The organism is Enterococcus sp. B2E4, from assembly GCF_030499455.1.
Classification (GTDB): Bacteria; Bacillota; Bacilli; order Lactobacillales; family Enterococcaceae; genus Enterococcus_D; species Enterococcus_D casseliflavus.
The window spans coordinates 206,863-224,008 of the sequence record NZ_JAUKPK010000011.1 but is presented as its reverse complement, the minus strand read 5'-3'; the positions used below and the strand labels follow the sequence as shown (position 1 = coordinate 224,008).

The following is a 17,146-nucleotide window of genomic DNA, read 5'->3' as shown; positions in this document are numbered from 1 at the left end:
TCTACTCACCGTTCCCCCTCTACTCTTTTTTTTGTGCTTTCTTTACTGCTTTTTTTCGAGTCATTTTGATTTTTTCTGGTTTGATGATTAAAGCCCCAAGTGCAGGCAAAATTGTTTTGATTTGATAGTCGTATTGCTTAAAAGGGGTATTACTGGTCTGGCAGTCTGGGTTATTCGCCACCCAAGTTCCACCAAATACATCCCGTTCCGTGTTTAAAATCTCGCGATACGTTCCTTCGTATGGCACGCCGATCGCAAAATCGTGACGCTCCACTGGTGTCAAATTGACAACCACGATCAAGAAATCTTTTTTCGTTTTTCCTTGTCGTAAGAAAGTCAATGTCGTTTCATCTAAGTTGTCTGCATCGATCACCATCAATGAATCTTCTTGATCATCCAATTCCCAAAGGGCTCGTTCTTCTTTGTATAATTCATTCAAGGTCCGGGTGAAGAACTGCATTTTTGCATTGAATGCGTCGTTTAAATCGACCCATTCAAGACCATGATCATATTTCCATTCTAAAAACTGTCCCCATTCACTACCCATGAATAACAGTTTTTTCCCTGGATGCATCATCATGTACGTATAGAGATTTCGTAGTTGTGAAAACTGTTTGTAGCGGTCTCCCCACATTTTGTGCATCAAACTTTTTTTGCCATGAACCACTTCGTCATGGGAGAGTGGCAAGATATAATTTTCTTGCATCCGATACATGAAAGAAAAAGATAAAAGGCTTAGATGATCTTTACGGAAAATCGGGTCCATTTCGTAAAAACGCAGGACATCATTCATCCAGCCCATATTCCATTTGTAGTCAAACCCGAGCGCGCCTCCTTCGACCATTCCTGTTATTTTGGTCTCGGAAGTACTTTCCTCTGCAATCATGACAACTGCAGGATGGGCTAACTTGATGACTGAATTGAGCTTTTGTAAGAAATAGTACCCTTCAAAATTCCGATTGCCCCCTTCGTGATTCGGTTCCCATGGACCTTCATCATAATCGCGATAGAGCATGTTGGAAACGGCATCTACCCGAATACCATCAATGTGGTAAAATTCGATCCAGAACAATGCACTTGAGATCAGAAAGCTTTGGACTTGCGGTTTGCCTAGATCAAAGTTGATCGCACCCCAGCGAACATTTTTCGCACGGTTTTCATCCATGTATTCAAAGGTCGGCGTGCCATCATAATAGGCAAGACTGTCATCATTGACACAAAAATGTCCTGGCACCCAATCAACGAAGACACCTATATTTTCCAAATGACAAGCCTCTACAAAGTCTTGAAATTCTTCTGGTGTCCCATAATAGGAGCTAAGTGCAAAGTAACCAGTCAATTGATAGCCCCAGGAGGTTCCTAAGGGATGTTCCATCAAAGGCATAAATTCGATATGGGTGTAGCCCATTTTTTTCACGTAAGGAATAAGTTCATCTTTTAATTCGGAGAAGCGATAAGGGGTGCCATCTTCGTGGTGCTTCCAGGAGCTGGCATGAACTTCATAAATATTAAGAGGTCGATTAAATGTTTTTTGTCTTTTTTTCCGTCCTTGCCATAACCCATCCCGCCATTTTTTTTGTGGGATCGAATGCAACACGGCAGCAGTTCCTGGTCGAGCTTCAAAATGGACAGCAAAAGGATCGATCTTCAATACTTCTCGTCCATTTGATTGTTTTACTTTGTATTTGTAAAGCTGTCCTTCTTTTACTTGGTTGGTCTCAATTTCCCAAACACCGGATTCCGTCCTTTTGTTCATCGGCAAGGTATCCGTCCATTGGTTGAAGTCGCCAACAAGCCAAACTTGCTGAGCATTTGGTGCCCAAACGCGAAACACGTAGCCATCATCTACTTGATGGGCGCCTAAGAAATGCTGTACATAAAAATTTTCACCACTCAGAAAGTCTTTTTCCGCAGTCAGTACCTGTTGTTTGGTAACCACTCTCTCATCAGTCCTCCTCAAATTCATTTTGATCGTTGACTGAAATGCCAACGAACTTGTTACGCTCTTTCATCTTTTAGAAATCGTTTCAAAATCAACTACATCTCTATATCTAGCATAGCATAAAACACTGCGCTAGTAACGCAATAACCTTAGTTGCCAGCAAATAATCTTTGACAGAAAAAAACAGCTTGAACGTATCTGTTCAACCTGTTTCAGCTCTACTTTTTAGCTTTTGGAAAATGAAGTATGTGACTACCCATAACTGAAACAAACTTGCTAAAACAAGAATGAAAACTACCATCACTGGAAGTGTTTCAGTTAATTCAAAATATGCCAACAGTGTCCCAAATGCAGAAGAGGCGGAGCAAAAACACCAAAATCGAAACCCATAAAAACTGGTCACCACGGTATAAAGACTGATGATCCCCAACAAGAAGAGCTGAGTAAATCGGTCAAATACCGTATCGGTATAATAAATTTCACCTAACAAGGCTTGGATCGCACCAAAACTTGTCGGTACTTTATAAAGCGTCAGCAGAGCGCCGAGCAAGCTGAATGCACCAATCAGAAGATGACTGCCAGCTAAGCCGATTCGAATGTTTAGTTTCACGCGTCTTTCACAACCTTCAATCTAAAAAAATCCTTTTTCCGCTAACTACTGCTTACACAGCCGTTTTCCTTATTCACTAGAGCCGAAATCATCTGTACTTATTTTGCCTGCCAAAGCTCTTTTACTTGTCCATCCGTGTAAACTTTATAGACTTTATTTGCCGATGAGGAGGTGTTTGTTCGAGCAATCAAGTAATAGTTCCCGTCACAATCAAACTCACCCTCACTTAATAATTTGTAACTCGTCACTGGCCCATTTGCCATTTTCTTTGCTAAGTAACGCATGGCATGAGCTGGATTCACCAGATAGTTTTGATTGATGAGCCAATCAATGATCACGGAAACGATCGTATTTGCCCCAAACCGTTCCTGTTGTTTTAACGCAAGAATGAGATCGCCATCAGAAAAACGCGTTTCATCGATCCCCGCTTTTGTAATTGCTTGCCGAGCAGCTTCTATTTCTGACATTGATACGAACGTGATCATTTCTGCTTTCGTTTTGTTTTGTTCCAACTGTTCAAAATCAACCGTTTTATATCCTTCCATTTTTATATCCCCTTTCAAAGTTCTAGAATCATCATATCATCAAGAAATCAAAACTCCAAACAAAACGATTGTTGTTTTTTAATTTTTATTCATCAAATTATCATTTGAAGAAATAAGAAAAAAAGCTGCTAGAATCGAATCTAGCAACTTTTTAATAGTCAGAAAATTTAAAACAAATAACATAATTATTAGAAATTTTAATTATTATTGAAATAAAGTGTATTGTATGAACCTGATTTGTTTGCCAAGTGAGCGATCACAAGGCGTTGGACGAACAGATCCTTTTCAGAAGACGGATAACGCTCGTTTTTTAGATTATCACAATTTATTTCTTCCAGCAACAAATGTAGCTCAGGACTTATGATCTCGAACCGTTGAAGTGACTCCAGAAAAATACTCGGACGGACTTTTTTATTTTTACGAATGCGTTCAAGGATCACACTCACTTGGTCTAAGTAATAGACTGGATCGACATCACCGATCAAATCCATTAATTCATCATAGATCGCAAGGGTGCGCAACTGTTCATTCGCTTCAAAAAAAGCCGGCAGTGTTGGTGGCCACTGTGTTTCTGAGTAAGAGATCAACTGAAATTGTTCATGACTCAATGCATAGACCGCTCCTTGTTCAACTCCTTGCTGACAACCGTAAAAGTATTTATTTTCAACACTTGACGCAGCAAAACTTTTGATAAAACCAGCGATTTCTTGTGTTGACCAATTGCGCGCTGCTTGATAGAAATCATCACTTACTTGTATCTGCTGTTGATCATGTTCAGTATAGATGGGGAAGCCTAAATAATAGCGTCGTTCTTGACGGATGATCAACTTTTCTGCGATCAAGCGGTCAAGAATTTTATCAAAAGAACCATCTGTAAACTTCGATTTTAATGCTCGTAGTGTCGGCGGCTCTTGGCTATTTAATAGCTCCTCTACCAATTCATGGAATTTCGAAGATTCCAGTATCGGTTGCAATGAGCGAAAGTGGGGACTATAAAAAAATTTCACTGCGTGTACTCCTTATCCAAACAATCATGAAAAATGCTGGCTTGATCTACCAAAACAGATCTCACCAGCATTCAGACAGTTAGCTTAATTATCCTTCAAAAACCTCTGTTAATTGAGGTACGATTTGTTTTTTACGAGAAACGACACCAGTTAAAAACGCACGATTGTTGGTTAATGTCGTTTTAAAGGCTGCTTCTACTGGGGCAGTTGGTTCACCAACGACTAGCAGCTCAGAATTACTATCTAAGATATCAGTGGCAACCAGCAAGAACAGATCATAGCCATTTGCTGCCATTGAATCCTTCATAGCCGCTTCCAACTCTGCTTGACGGTCAAAGACTTCTTTTAGATCAACCGTGTTGACTTGTCCGATACGGATGTTTTTAGCACCCATTGGGAAGCTTTTGGCATCTAGGTCCAGCAATTCTGCTGCTGATTTCGTTCCAAGATTCGTACCAGCTTTTAACATATCTAATCCATAGACTTCCAGTTCTACATCTGCTATAACGGCTAGTTCTTTGGCTGCTGTTACGTCTTCGTCGGTACATGTTGGTGATTTAAACAACAATGTATCAGAGATGATCGCTGAGAGCATGATTCCTGCGATCGCTTTTGGAATTTCCACTTGATTTTCTTTGTATAATTTCAACACGATCGTACTTGTACAACCGACCGGCTCTGCACGATAATACAGTGGATTTGCCGTTTCAAAGTTAGCGATACGATGATGATCAACAACTGCCAACACAGTGACATCCGCAATATCCGCTACACTTTGTTGAAATTCATTATGATCCACTAACATTACTTCTTGGGTTTCCTTTGCCACTGAATCGATCACCCGAGGGGCAGTTAGGCCAAAGGTATCTAACGCAAATTGTGTCTCTTCATTCGGTGTACCAAGCGCTACTGCTTCACAATTTTTTCCAAGTTGATTTTGTAAATTTGCAAAGGCAATTGCTGCACCAATGGCGTCGGTATCAGGATTTTGATGACCGAATACTAATATTTTCGACATTTCTTCATCGCTCCTATTTCAATTGATATTCACTTTCTAATCATAGTAAAAAAACAGGAAAGAAGCAATAGCAATCTCTTCTTTCCTGTTTTGATCAACGGGTTAAGTAGCCTTTATAGTCATCTACATGGAGCAAACGTTTGGCATTTTTCACCCGATCTTCGGTTGGTGGTTCGATCCCTTCAAGGGGATATTTCAAGCCTAGCTCATCCCACTTGTATTTCCCCATCGTGTGATAAGGTAAGATCTCAACTTTATCGACATTCTTCAACGTCTTGATAAATTCATCCAAACGGATCAAGAAGTCATCATAATCGCTTCTAAAAGGAACCAGGACGTGACGAATCCAGACAGGTTGATTGATCTCTGAAAGATAATTCGCCATATCCAAAATATTATCATTGGATTGCGTGGTTAGCTCTTTATGGGCTTTGTTATCGATATGTTTGATATCAAACAACAGCAAATCGGTCACAGTCATCAACTCTTGAAACTTACTGAAAAAAGGCTCTTCTCGTGTAAATGGTTTTCCGCAAGTATCCAATGTTGTGCTGACCCCTTCTGCTTTGGCTTTACGAAACAGATCGATCAGAAAGTCCATTTGAAGTAACGGTTCCCCGCCACTAACGGTGATCCCACCTTTTTGTCCCCAGAATTCGCGATATTTCAACGCCTCTTCTAAGACGTCATCGGTCGTTCGTTCGACACCCGTGCCAATCTTCCAAGTATCTGGATTATGACAAAACTGGCAACGCATGCGGCATCCTTGCATGAATACAATAAAACGGATACCTGGTCCATCTACTGATCCAAAACTTTCTGTTGAATGTACTTGTCCTGTTACTGCCATAATGCTCTTCCTTTCTTCGAAACGACGGATGACCATGCTCCGTCTGATACTCTCAAAACAAGAGGCGGCGGATTTTCCCGTCCGCCGCCTGAAGTTGTTGCTTATTACATTGCTTCGTGCATTGTACGAGCAATGACATCATCTTGTTGTTCTTTGGTTAATTTAATGAAATTAACCGCATAACCAGAAACCCGAATCGTTAATTGTGGGTATTTTTCTGGGTGAGCTTGCGCATCAAGTAATGTATCACGGTTAAATACGTTGATATTTAAGTGGTGACCACCTTTTGCTGCATAGCCATCTAGCATTGTTGCTAGGTTTTCTTGTTGTGTCTCATCGTCACGACCTAATGCTTTAGGTACGATTGAGAAGGTGTTTGAAATACCATCTAATGAGTAATCATATGGTAATTTCGCAACTGACGAAAGACTTGCTAATGCACCATGCGTATCGCGGCCATGCATTGGGTTTGCACCTGGAGCAAATGGTGCACCTGCACGACGTCCATCAGGCGTGTTCCCTGTTTTCTTCCCATAAACCACATTAGAAGTGATTGTAAGGATCGAAGTTGTATGCTTTGCATCACGATATGTTTTTGTGCGTTTTACTTTCTTCATGAAAGCTTTCAACAAGTTGACTGCGATATCATCTACACGGTCATCATTGTTTCCGTATTTAGGATAATCGCCTTCGATTTCGTAATCTTCAACAATGCCGTTTTCATCACGAATCGTACGAACTTTGGCATATTTAATCGCTGATAATGAATCAACTGCAACAGAGAAACCAGCGATACCAGTAGCCATCGTACGTAGAATATCTGTATCTTGGAGCGCCATTTCAATGCGTTCATAAGAATATTTGTCATGCATGTAATGAATGATGTTCAATGTGTTCACATACAGATCACAAATCCAGTCCATCATTGTGTCATATTTTTCCATTACTTCGTTGTAATCCAAGTATTCAGAAGTAATTGGTTGGAATTTTGGTCCAACTTGTGCTTTTGATTTTTCATCGACCCCACCGTTGATTGCATACAACAATGTTTTCGCTAAGTTGGCACGAGCACCAAAGAATTGCATTTGTTTCCCGATGCGCATTGCAGATACACAACAAGCGATTCCGTAATCATCGCCCCAATGTCCACGCATCACATCATCGTTTTCATATTGAATCGCTGATGTTTGGATCGACATTTTCGCACAGAATGTTTTGAAGTTATGAGGCAAACGTGTTGACCATAAAACAGTCAAGTTTGGTTCTGGTGCTGGACCTAAGTTTGCTAGAGTGTGTAAGAAACGGAAGCTGTTTTTTGTTACCATGTGGCGTCCATCTTCACCCATACCAGCGATTGACTCAGTTACCCAAGTTGGGTCACCAGAGAACAATGCGTTGTAATCAGGCGTCCGAGCAAATTTCACAAGACGTAGTTTCATGACGAAATGGTCAACGATTTCTTGTGCTTCTTCTTCAGTGATCACGCCATTTTTCAAATCGCGTTCAACATAAATATCAAGGAAAGTTGACGTACGTCCCAATGACATTGCTGCACCATTTTGCTCTTTGATAGCTGCTAAGTAACCAAGATATAACCATTGGAATGCTTCTTTCGCCGTTTGAGCAGGTTTAGAGATATCAAATCCGTAAATGTTTCCTAATTCTTTCAATTCGCTTAAAGCACGAATTTGTTCACTCAATTCTTCACGTTGGCGGATAATGTCTTCAGACATCGTTCCGTTTCCGCAATACAATAGGTCTTGTTGTTTTTCTTTGATCAAGAAGTCCACACCGTATAATGCCACACGACGGTAGTCACCAATGATTCGGCCACGGCCATAAGCATCAGGAAGACCTGTGATTACACCAGAACGGCGCGCTGCTCTGATTTCAGGTGTATAAGCATCAAAAACTCCTTGGTTATGTGTTTTACGGTAGTCACGGAAAATATGTGAGACTTCCGCATCAATTTCATAGCCGTAAGATTCTGCTGCTTGTTCTGACATGCGGATGCCGCCAAATGGTTGCAAGCTGCGTTTAAATGGTTTTTCCGTTTGGAAACCAACAACTGTTTCTAAGTCTTTGTCTAAGTAGCCAGGTCCATGAGAAGTGATCGTTGAAACGACTTTTGTATCCATATCCAATACGCCGCCAGCTTCACGCTCTTGCTTGTTCAGTTCCATGACTTGATCCCATAGCTTCGTCGTTGCTTCAGTAGCATCTGCTAGGAATTCATCTGTTCCGTCATAAGGTGTGTAGTTTTCTTGGATGAAGTCGCGTACGTTTACTTCTTCTTTCCAAGCTTTTCCTTTAAATCCATTCCATTGTTCCATCTGATGGACCTCCTTAAATTTTCTGTTCACTAATGTAACAGCTTTACGTGAACAGTATAACACACACCCTAATGATTGCAAGTGTTTTCAAGAATTATTTTGAACAATTTAGTTTTTTTTAAGATTTTTATTATTAAAAACGTTGATTTATAAGCATTTATCAAATGTGAATCTTTTATTAAAGTGCGTTTTTTATTAATGTGAAAGATTAATTAAGAGGCAAAAAAACAACCATTCTGTACTGGTACAGAATGGTTGCTTTGTTATAATTTATAGTACAGAATCCTCTGCGATTGCAGGACTGATTTGTGTTTTCACTTCGTAGATTTGCCCCCCTGTTTTCTCATCCATGATAAATGAGCCGTTGGAGGTCCGATCATTGATCGGGATTTGATTCGTGATGACTTCAAAGGCTTGTCCTTTTTGGTTGGTTACCAGTAGCTGCTGGTTCTCTCCATTCCCCATATAGACTACGCGATGAGGGTTTTTCTTCAATTCCCGTAAGACCATCAATCCACGCTTCGCCCGTCCTAATTGGGTGATCTCTTGGGCTAGCATGCGTTTTGCTGCGCCACGTTGGGTAATCAGAACGATCGGTGTATCCCCTTCTGAATAAACTAACAACCCATTGATAAGATAATCATCCGCTTTAAGGTTCATCGCTTTGACCCCAGCTGCTTTTGGTCCCACAACGGGCACTTCATTAAGCGAATACCGTAAGCCAAAGGCAAGATGACTGACTAAAAAGACATCCATTTCTTCTGTTTGATCAGTCAAAAAGACATTGACCAATTCATCGGTTTCATCTTTCAGCTTCATGATCGTCATTGGCCGTGTCTTATAGGTGCGCCAAGGTTCAAATTCCGTCATTCGTGTTTGTTTAATCATGCCGTTTTTACTGATCAGCACGAAATTTTTCAATGGATCGATCTCTTTGTAGGCAAAGACCCCAATGATCATTTCATCTTGCGCCAGTGTCATGACTGTTTGCGAAATATGTTCCCCTAAATCTTTCCATTTTAAATCAGGTAATTCATGGACCGGTCGATAGATCGTGTTCCCTTTATTAGTAACCAACAACAGGTGATCCAACGTGTTCATTTGATTACTGTAAAGTAAAGAGTCGCCTTCTTTCATGCCGATCTCTTCTGGTTTTGAAGCACCGTAAGAACGCAAGCTGCTGCGTTTGACATAGCCGTCTCTTGTGACCGTCACGACGACTTCTTCTTGGGTGACCAAGACTTGTGTTTCGATCTTGATTTCTTGAATTTCTGCTTCGATCTCAGTCAACCGCGGCGTCGTATATTTTTTCTTGATCTCTCGCAGTTCTTTCTTGATCACTTTCAGCAATTCATTTTCTTCATTCAAAATCGTTGTCAATTCAGCGATCGTTTCTGCAAGTTCTTTTGCTTCTGCTTGCAATTGTGTAATGTCCGTATTGGTCAAGCGATACAACTGTAAGTTCACAATGGCTTCTGCTTGTTCTTCGGTAAAACCATGTTGAACCACCAGATTATTTTTGGCATCTTTTTTGTCTTTACTACCGCGAATGGTAGCGATCACCTCATCAAGGATCGACAAAGCTTTGATCAGCCCATCAACGATATGCTGTCTTTTTTGCGCTTTTTGCAGCTCAAAACGACTGCGTTTTTCGATCACTTCACGGCGATGTTTGATGTAGCTTTCTAAAATCCGCTTTAATCCGACTTGCTGAGGACGCATATTGTCGATTGCCACCATGTTGAAGTTGTAGTTGATCTGCAATTCGGTATTCTTAAATAAATAATTTAAAATCCCTTGCGCATTTGCTTCTTTTTTCAGCTCGACAACGATCTGCAGTCCAGTACGATCTGTTTCATCTCGTACTTCAGCAATCCCATCAATGCGTTTATTCAAACGGATCTCATCCATTTTTTTAACTAAGTTGGCTTTATTGACCTCATACGGGATCTCATTGATGACGATTTGCTGTTTGCCGCCTTTGATGTCTTCGATCTTGGTTTTCGAACGCAGGATCACTTTGCCTTTGCCTGTTTCATACGCTTTTTTGATTTCTTCTTTCCCTTGTAAAATGCCCCCTGTTGGAAAATCAGGGCCAGGAATGTACTTCATCAGCTGATCCAAAGAAGCTTGCGGATGGTCGATCAAATAGATCGTTCCATCGATGATTTCCCCTAAATTGTGGGTAGGGATCTCCGTTGCATAGCCAGCTGAGATCCCAGTTGAGCCATTGACTAACAGATTCGGGTATTTTGCTGGTAGAACAGTTGGTTCTTTTTCAGTATCATCAAAGTTCCAAACCAATTCCACGGTGTTTTTTTCAATATCTTTTAATAGCTCACCACTTAATTCCGAAAGCCGTGCTTCCGTATAACGCATGGCAGCTGGCGGATCACCATCCATACTCCCGTTGTTCCCGTGCATTTCAATCAAAATCTGACGTAGCTTCCAGTCTTGACTCATGCGGACCATTGCTTCATAGATACTCGAGTCCCCATGGGGGTGAAAATTCCCCATGATATTTCCGACAGATTTTGCTGATTTGCGGAAGCCTTTGTCATACGTATTGCCGTCTTGGTTCATGGCAAATAAAATCCGCCGCTGAACCGGTTTTAACCCATCACGAATATCTGGTAGTGCCCGTTCTTGAATAATGTATTTGGAATATCGACCGAAGCGATCTCCCATCACTTCTTCCAATGTCAATTCTTGTATATTGCTTTTGTGTTCCAAGAGACCACCTCCTATTCCTTAACTAACTGTTTGCTGTCTGCTTGTTCGGTATCCATTAACTTTTCATCAACTAATTCCGGTACCGTATCTTCTTTTTTATCCAAAATACTGCCATCTTCTTCTAAACTGAATTGAACATGGTTTTCGATCCACTTCCGACGAGGTTCTACCTTGTCCCCCATCAAAGTGGTGACGCGACGTTCTGCTTGGGCAGCATCATCGATCCGTACCCGAATCAGCGTCCGCGTTTCTGGATCCATCGTCGTTTCCCACAATTGATCGGCATTCATTTCCCCTAACCCTTTGTAGCGCTGAAGCATATAGCCTTTTCCGATTTTTTGGGTCAGTTTGCTTAGTTCATCATCGGTCCAAGCGTATTCGACTACTGCCTTTTTCCCTAACCCTTTAGACACTTTGTACAAAGGTGGCAAAGCAATGTATACTTTCCCCGCTTCGATCAAAGGTTTCATATACCGGTAGAAAAAGGTTAAAAGCAGCACTTGGATGTGCGCCCCATCGGTATCCGCATCGGTCATGATGATCACTTTATCATAGTTGCAGTCTTCAATTGAAAACTCTGGGCCAACACCGGCACCGATAGTATAGATCATCGTATTGATTTCTTCATTTTTCAAAATATCCTGCATCTTGGCTTTTTCAGTATTGATGACTTTGCCTCGCAATGGCAAGATGGCTTGGAACTTGCGGTCTCGTCCTTGCTTTGCTGAACCACCCGCAGAATCCCCCTCCACCAAATACAATTCATTTTTCTTAGGATTACGAGATTGCGCAGGTGTTAATTTACCAGAAAGCAGTGACTCGCCTTTTTTGCGTTTCTTTCCAGTACGGCTTTCTTCTCTCGCCTTTCTGGCAGCTTCACGGGCCTCTCTTGCCTTGATCGCTTTACGAACCAGCATTTGACTCATTTCACTGTTTTCTTGTAGATAATAGCCTAGCTGCTCACCAATCACATTGTCTACCGCATTTCTTGCTAAGGGTGTCCCTAATTTCCCTTTGGTCTGTCCTTCAAATTGCAAAAGATTTTCTGGCACGCGGATCGACAGAACTGCCGCTAACCCTTCACGGAAATCACTGCCTTCAAGGTTCTTATCTTTTTCCTTCAACAAATTGACCTTGCGGGCATACTCATTGAAGGCTTTGGTCATTGACGTCTTCATCCCAACTTCATGGGTACCGCCATCTTTGGTACGTACATTGTTGACAAAGGACAAGACGTTTTCTGAATACCCATCATTGTATTGAAAGGCAAGTTCTACTTCGATGGCTTCTTTGGTGCCAGAAAAATAAACCACTTGGGTCAAGGTATCTTTTTCTTCATTTAAATAATCAACAAATTCTTTGATGCCTTCCTCATATAAAAAGACTTCATGAATCGGTTCTTCCCCACGTTCGTCCGTCAGGGAGATTTTGACCCCTTTCAACAAGAATGCTGATTCTCTCAAACGTTCAGCGAGAATCTCATAGGAGAATTTGGTTGCCGAAAAGATCGTATCGTCTGGTTTAAACGTAACGGTTGTTCCCGTTGGTTTACGGGTTTTACCGATTTTTTTCAAAGTACCTGCTGGTTTCCCGCCGTCTTTGAAGCTCTGTTTGTATTCGATACCGTCACGAACGATGACCACTTCTAGCCAGCTGGATAAGGCATTTACAACACTGGCACCAACCCCATGAAGGCCGCCAGAAGTTTTGTAGCCGCCTTGGCCAAACTTTCCGCCAGCATGTAGCACGGTGAAGATCACTTCAACAGTTGGGATTCCCGATGCATGTGTCCCGACCGGCATTCCTCGGCCATTGTCTCGAACACTGATACTATTGTCTTTATGGATCGTAACATCGATTTCATTGCCGTATCCTGAGAGCGCCTCATCAACCGCATTATCGACGATTTCATACACTAAGTGGTGCAAGCCGCGGCTATCGGTCGAGCCGATATACATTCCTGGCCGTTTTCTTACTGCTTCGAGGCCCTCTAAGACCTGAATGGAAGCATCATTATATTCTGTGGTTTTCTTTGCCAAACCCACCGCTCCTTTAATCTTGATCAGTCCTTTTCTAATCCTGAAAGGACTGCAAAAAAAATCTTAACACAAAATACGCTTTTTTCAAGCGAACATTTTTCTAAACTATCTTATCCTTTTTCCTTTGTTTGCACAAGCTAGAGTCGCAAAATGGCTTGTTTGTGTTTCACAGCTCTGAGAAAAGCTGTTTTTCTTCTTTGTCTGACCAGCGAAAGATTTTCTTATTGTTGGAAAGGCGTTTTCATGCTAAAATTGCCCTAGCCTTGCAAAGAAAGTTGGTTATTATGAATACGATTCTTTTATTTATTGTTGCTTACCTTTTAGGTTCGATCCCCTCTGGTGTTTGGATTGGCCAACTGTTTTTCAAAAAAGATATTCGCCAATTCGGCAGCGGCAATACGGGAACGACCAATACATTTCGCGTCTTAGGAAAAAAAGCCGGCATCGTTGTTTTATTGATGGATATCTTAAAAGGAACTTTGGCGACCAGCTTGCCAGTCATCTTTGGTCTCCATACTGTCAATCCGCTCTGGTTTGGGGTCTGTGCGATCTTAGGTCATACCTTCCCGATCTTTGCCAAATTTAAAGGCGGCAAAGCAGTGGCGACAAGTGCTGGGATGCTCTTAGGATACAATCCGCTCTTTTTCATTTATTCTTCATTGATTTTCGTTATCTGTCTTTATGTGACAAGTATGGTGAGCCTGACCAGTATGATCGCGGCGTGTTTGATCACCTTATCGACGATCGTCTTGCCTTTTATCGCTCCTGCGATCTTGCCTGAGCAAAATTGGCTGCTGACCTTCATTGCGATCGGCGTAACGATTTTTATCTTTATTCGCCATCGTGAAAACATTACCCGCATCAAAGATGGGACCGAAAGTCGGGTACCCTTTGGACTGAATAAGCATCAAACGAACAAATAAGCAGAAGCTGAGAAAAGTCATTGCGCTTTTCCCAGCTTCTTTTTTCATACGTTTATTTAACTGTGATGGAGTACTTTGTTTCAAATAATTCTTCAGGTGGAAGTGCTTGAATCCCCAGCTTCTCTGACAGCTCACCGGAGGCTTCTAGCGTATCTGCGATGCCGCACCATGGTTCAATACATAGAAATGGCGATTTCACTGGATACGTGGACCAAAAACCGACATACGGCATATTATTGTAGCTTAACGTGACACTATGAGGCGATTTTTCACTGCGAATCGAGTAGGAATGTAATCCTTTCGTTTCATAAACTAGCGCATCATTTGCAAACATGTCATGGGTCAAGCGTAGATCCGTATTCGTTTGACCGAGTGTGCGTTGCTCATAATCAATATAGTTGCCTTTTAACGGCAATTTCACTCGTGATTTCTTTGGAGAAAAAGAAAGATAATAGTCTTCAAAAGTCAGCCCTTTTTCAAGTGGGACGTTGAATGCAGGGTGTCCACCAATGGAGAAGAATAGTTCTTTTTGACCGCTATTCTTCACTTGGTATTTGACGACTAAACCATCACCGCCTAATTCATAACTGACATACAGCTGAAAATCAAACGGATACTTTGCTTTGGTTTCAGTCGAACTTTCTAGTAAAAACAAAGCGTAATCTGTGCGTTGTTCAACGACAGTAAATAACATGTCTCTGGCAAATCCATGACGAGGCAAATGATAACTCTTGCCCTCATGTTGATAGGTGTCCTCTTTTAACGCACCCACGATCGGAAATAAGATCGGTGCATGCTTTCCCCAGTGGTTTGGATCAGCTTGCCAAATATATTCAAGGTCATTGCTCGTATCGACTAAGCTTTGCAGCTCAGCCCCTTTTTCTGCAACCTTTGCTTGCAGATGACCGGCCGTGATGGTAACTGTCATGGTCTCATCTCCTAATATTGATGTTTCGTCAATTCCTCTTTAAAGCGGCTGTTAAGCACTTTTAAATAGGTGCCTTTCATCCCCAAAGAGCGGGATTCAATAATACCGGCAGACTCTAATTTACGCAAAGCGTTCACGATCACCGAACGGGTGATGCCGATACGGTCAGCGATACTTGATGCGGTCAAACGACCTTCGTCTCCTTCTAATGCCTCAAAAATTGCTTGAACAGCTTTTAGCTCACTATAAGAAAGCGTGTTGATCGCCATTTGAACAGCTGTGGTACTGCGAACATCTTCTTCGATACTACGGGATTTTTGGTACAAGAATTGCATACCAACAACTGTCGCACTGTATTCCGCTAATACCAAATCATCATCATCAAAGGATGTATCGATTCTGGAAAGAATGATCGTCCCTAAGCGTTCTCCTGCACCGTAGATTGGTACGATGGTTGTTAGACCATTGGGATACAGCTCTCGGCCTTCCACAGGAAAAGCCGTCATATCGTCACTGATCGGCACATTGGCTTCTGTGGAAGTCAGGTGATCGACTAAATCTGTATAATTTTTAGGAAACTGTTTTTCGACAAACATTTTTTTGATGCGCTCATTATTGACATCATGGTTCTCAACAAAACCTAACACGCTGCCGTCGACGCTAATAATATACGCATTGCTGTCTAGAATGTTTCCTAAAATGACAGCCATTTTGTCGTAAGGCAAATCAGAAGCTAAATTAAAGGTGTTTTTTTGCTGCAATAATTCGTTGATTTGTCTTGTCTTTTCTAATAATGTTTTCATTGGTCCGCTCCCTTTATAAAATATACCGGCTTAAGTCTTCATCTTTTGCGATTGACGCAAGTTTTTCTTCCACATACGCTTCTGTGATTGTGATTTCCCCCATTTGCATCTCAGATGCTTCAAACAATAGATCTTCAAGTAGTTTCTCTAGAATCGTATGCAAACGACGGGCACCGATATTGTCGGTATCGCGATTCACTTGATACGCGATTTCGGCAATTTTTTCGATGGCTTCCATCGTAAAGACCACTTTGACATTCTCGGTTCCTAACAAGGCAACGTATTGTTTGACTAAGGCATTGTTTGGTTCCGTTAAAATTTTAACAAAGTCTTCCTTCGTCAAGTCATCCAGCTCCACGCGGATCGGGAAACGCCCTTGCAACTCAGGGATCAAATCGCTTGGTTTCGATAGATGGAATGCGCCTGAAGCGATAAAGAGAATATGGTCGGTTTGTAACGTTCCATATTTCGTATTGACTTGTGAGCCTTCAACGATCGGCAAGATATCTCTTTGCACCCCTTCACGAGAAACTTCTCCTGATTGCTGCGATTTCGAAGATACTTTGTCGATTTCATCAAGAAAAATGATGCCGCTAGATTCCGCCAAACGTAATGCTTCGCTATGAATATCCGCGTCGTTGACCAGTTTGGAGGATTCTTCTTGAATTAACAATTCCCGCGCTTCTTTCACGGTTACTGTGCGTTCAATTTTCTTTTGCGGTTTCAATGCACCTAATGTTTCATTCAAATCAATGCCCATTTGTTCTAAGCCATTGTTCATCATTGGCGCTTTATTTTTCGGTTCATCGACTTGGATCGTCACTTCTCGGTTATCCAAAAGGCCTTTTTCTAATTGTTCGAAAATCGCTTGGCGATTGCTGCGAATCTCATCTGTCAATTCTTCTTTTGGTTCTTCTGGTTGTTGTGCGGCGTTGAACATATCCATCATTTGTTCATAAGGATTGGTGTTCTTTTTCTGTTCCTTTTTAATACCAGGAACTAAGACTTTTACTAAACGACGATTGGCTTTTTTCTCCGCTTGGATGCGTACGTTTTTATATTGTTCTTTTTTCACGATTTGGATCGCGTTTTCTACAAGGTCACGAACCATCGATTCTACGTCTCGACCGACATAACCGACTTCTGTGAATTTCGTTGCTTCTAGCTTAACAAAAGGCGCATCAACGATTTTCGCTAACCGTCGCGCAATTTCCGTTTTCCCAACACCCGTTGGTCCAATCATCAAAATATTTTTTGGTGTGACATCTTGCTGCATTTTTTCATCTAATTGCAGTCGGCGGTAACGATTTCTTAATGCAACCGCCACTGATTTTTTGGCATTGGTTTGTCCAACGATGTATTCATCTAATTCTTTCACGATCTCTCGTGGTGATTTGTTTTGGTTTGTCATATCG

General features: G+C 41.6%; 13 protein-coding genes. 1 reads left to right on the top strand and 12 read right to left on the bottom strand.

Annotated features, from left to right (window positions below; translation table 11 throughout):
• Positions 1-19: 19 nt before the first annotated feature.
• The 9 genes from glgB to parE form a co-directional block, all read right to left on the bottom strand.
• Positions 20-1,966: a 1,4-alpha-glucan branching protein GlgB gene (gene glgB / locus Q1X33_RS09120; protein ID WP_005229652.1), complete on the bottom strand. Its 1,947-nt coding sequence runs from the start codon at positions 1,964-1,966 to the stop codon at positions 20-22.
• 178 nt (positions 1,967-2,144) lie between these two features.
• Positions 2,145-2,552, bottom strand: a complete 408-nt coding sequence (locus tag Q1X33_RS09115; protein ID WP_005229650.1) for a hypothetical protein — start codon at positions 2,550-2,552, stop codon at positions 2,145-2,147.
• 98 nt (positions 2,553-2,650) lie between these two features.
• Positions 2,651-3,097 carry a hypothetical protein gene (locus Q1X33_RS09110; protein ID WP_005229648.1) on the bottom strand — a complete coding sequence of 149 codons (447 nt, stop codon included), beginning with the start codon at positions 3,095-3,097 and terminating at the stop codon, positions 2,651-2,653.
• A gap of 197 nt (positions 3,098-3,294) precedes the next feature.
• Positions 3,295-4,104: a DUF1803 domain-containing protein gene (locus tag Q1X33_RS09105; protein ID WP_005229646.1), complete on the bottom strand. Its 810-nt coding sequence runs from the start codon at positions 4,102-4,104 to the stop codon at positions 3,295-3,297.
• An 88-nt stretch (positions 4,105-4,192) separates the two neighbouring features.
• Positions 4,193-5,122 (bottom strand): manganese-dependent inorganic pyrophosphatase, encoded by a 930-nt coding sequence (locus Q1X33_RS09100; protein ID WP_005229644.1) that lies wholly within the window; start codon positions 5,120-5,122, stop codon positions 4,193-4,195.
• 94 nt (positions 5,123-5,216) lie between these two features.
• Positions 5,217-5,972, bottom strand: coding sequence for a pyruvate formate-lyase-activating protein (gene pflA / locus Q1X33_RS09095; RefSeq protein ID WP_005229643.1), 756 nt, complete (start codon positions 5,970-5,972; stop codon positions 5,217-5,219).
• A gap of 104 nt (positions 5,973-6,076) precedes the next feature.
• On the bottom strand, positions 6,077-8,305 hold the full coding sequence (pflB, locus tag Q1X33_RS09090) for a formate C-acetyltransferase (protein ID WP_270787837.1): 2,229 nt from the start codon (positions 8,303-8,305) through the stop codon (positions 6,077-6,079).
• Positions 8,306-8,575: 270 nt separating this feature from the next.
• Positions 8,576-11,038 (bottom strand): DNA topoisomerase IV subunit A, encoded by a 2,463-nt coding sequence (gene parC / locus Q1X33_RS09085; RefSeq protein ID WP_201689539.1) that lies wholly within the window; start codon positions 11,036-11,038, stop codon positions 8,576-8,578.
• An 11-nt stretch (positions 11,039-11,049) separates the two neighbouring features.
• Complete coding sequence (gene parE, locus Q1X33_RS09080; protein WP_034869325.1) at positions 11,050-13,077, bottom strand: DNA topoisomerase IV subunit B; 2,028 nt, start codon at positions 13,075-13,077, stop codon at positions 11,050-11,052.
• Between the two features lie 284 nt (positions 13,078-13,361).
• Between parE and plsY the strand changes: the two genes are divergently transcribed.
• A complete protein-coding gene (gene plsY / locus Q1X33_RS09075; protein ID WP_005229637.1) occupies positions 13,362-14,000 on the top strand; it encodes a glycerol-3-phosphate 1-O-acyltransferase PlsY in 639 nt (212 codons plus the stop codon).
• Positions 14,001-14,052: 52 nt separating this feature from the next.
• Here the strand turns inward: plsY and Q1X33_RS09070 are convergent, their stop codons facing one another.
• From Q1X33_RS09070 to hslU, 3 genes are read right to left on the bottom strand one after another with little or no spacing between them, the layout of a single operon-like run.
• Positions 14,053-14,928: an aldose 1-epimerase family protein gene (locus Q1X33_RS09070; RefSeq protein ID WP_005229634.1), complete on the bottom strand. Its 876-nt coding sequence runs from the start codon at positions 14,926-14,928 to the stop codon at positions 14,053-14,055.
• A gap of 11 nt (positions 14,929-14,939) precedes the next feature.
• The gene (gene codY, locus Q1X33_RS09065) at positions 14,940-15,731 is read right to left on the bottom strand and encodes a GTP-sensing pleiotropic transcriptional regulator CodY (RefSeq protein ID WP_005229632.1); all 792 of its coding nucleotides are present in this window, start codon (positions 15,729-15,731) and stop codon (positions 14,940-14,942) included.
• Between the two features lie 13 nt (positions 15,732-15,744).
• Positions 15,745-17,142, bottom strand: a complete 1,398-nt coding sequence (gene hslU / locus Q1X33_RS09060) for an ATP-dependent protease ATPase subunit HslU (protein WP_301969636.1) — start codon at positions 17,140-17,142, stop codon at positions 15,745-15,747.
• Positions 17,143-17,146: the final 4 nt, after the last annotated feature.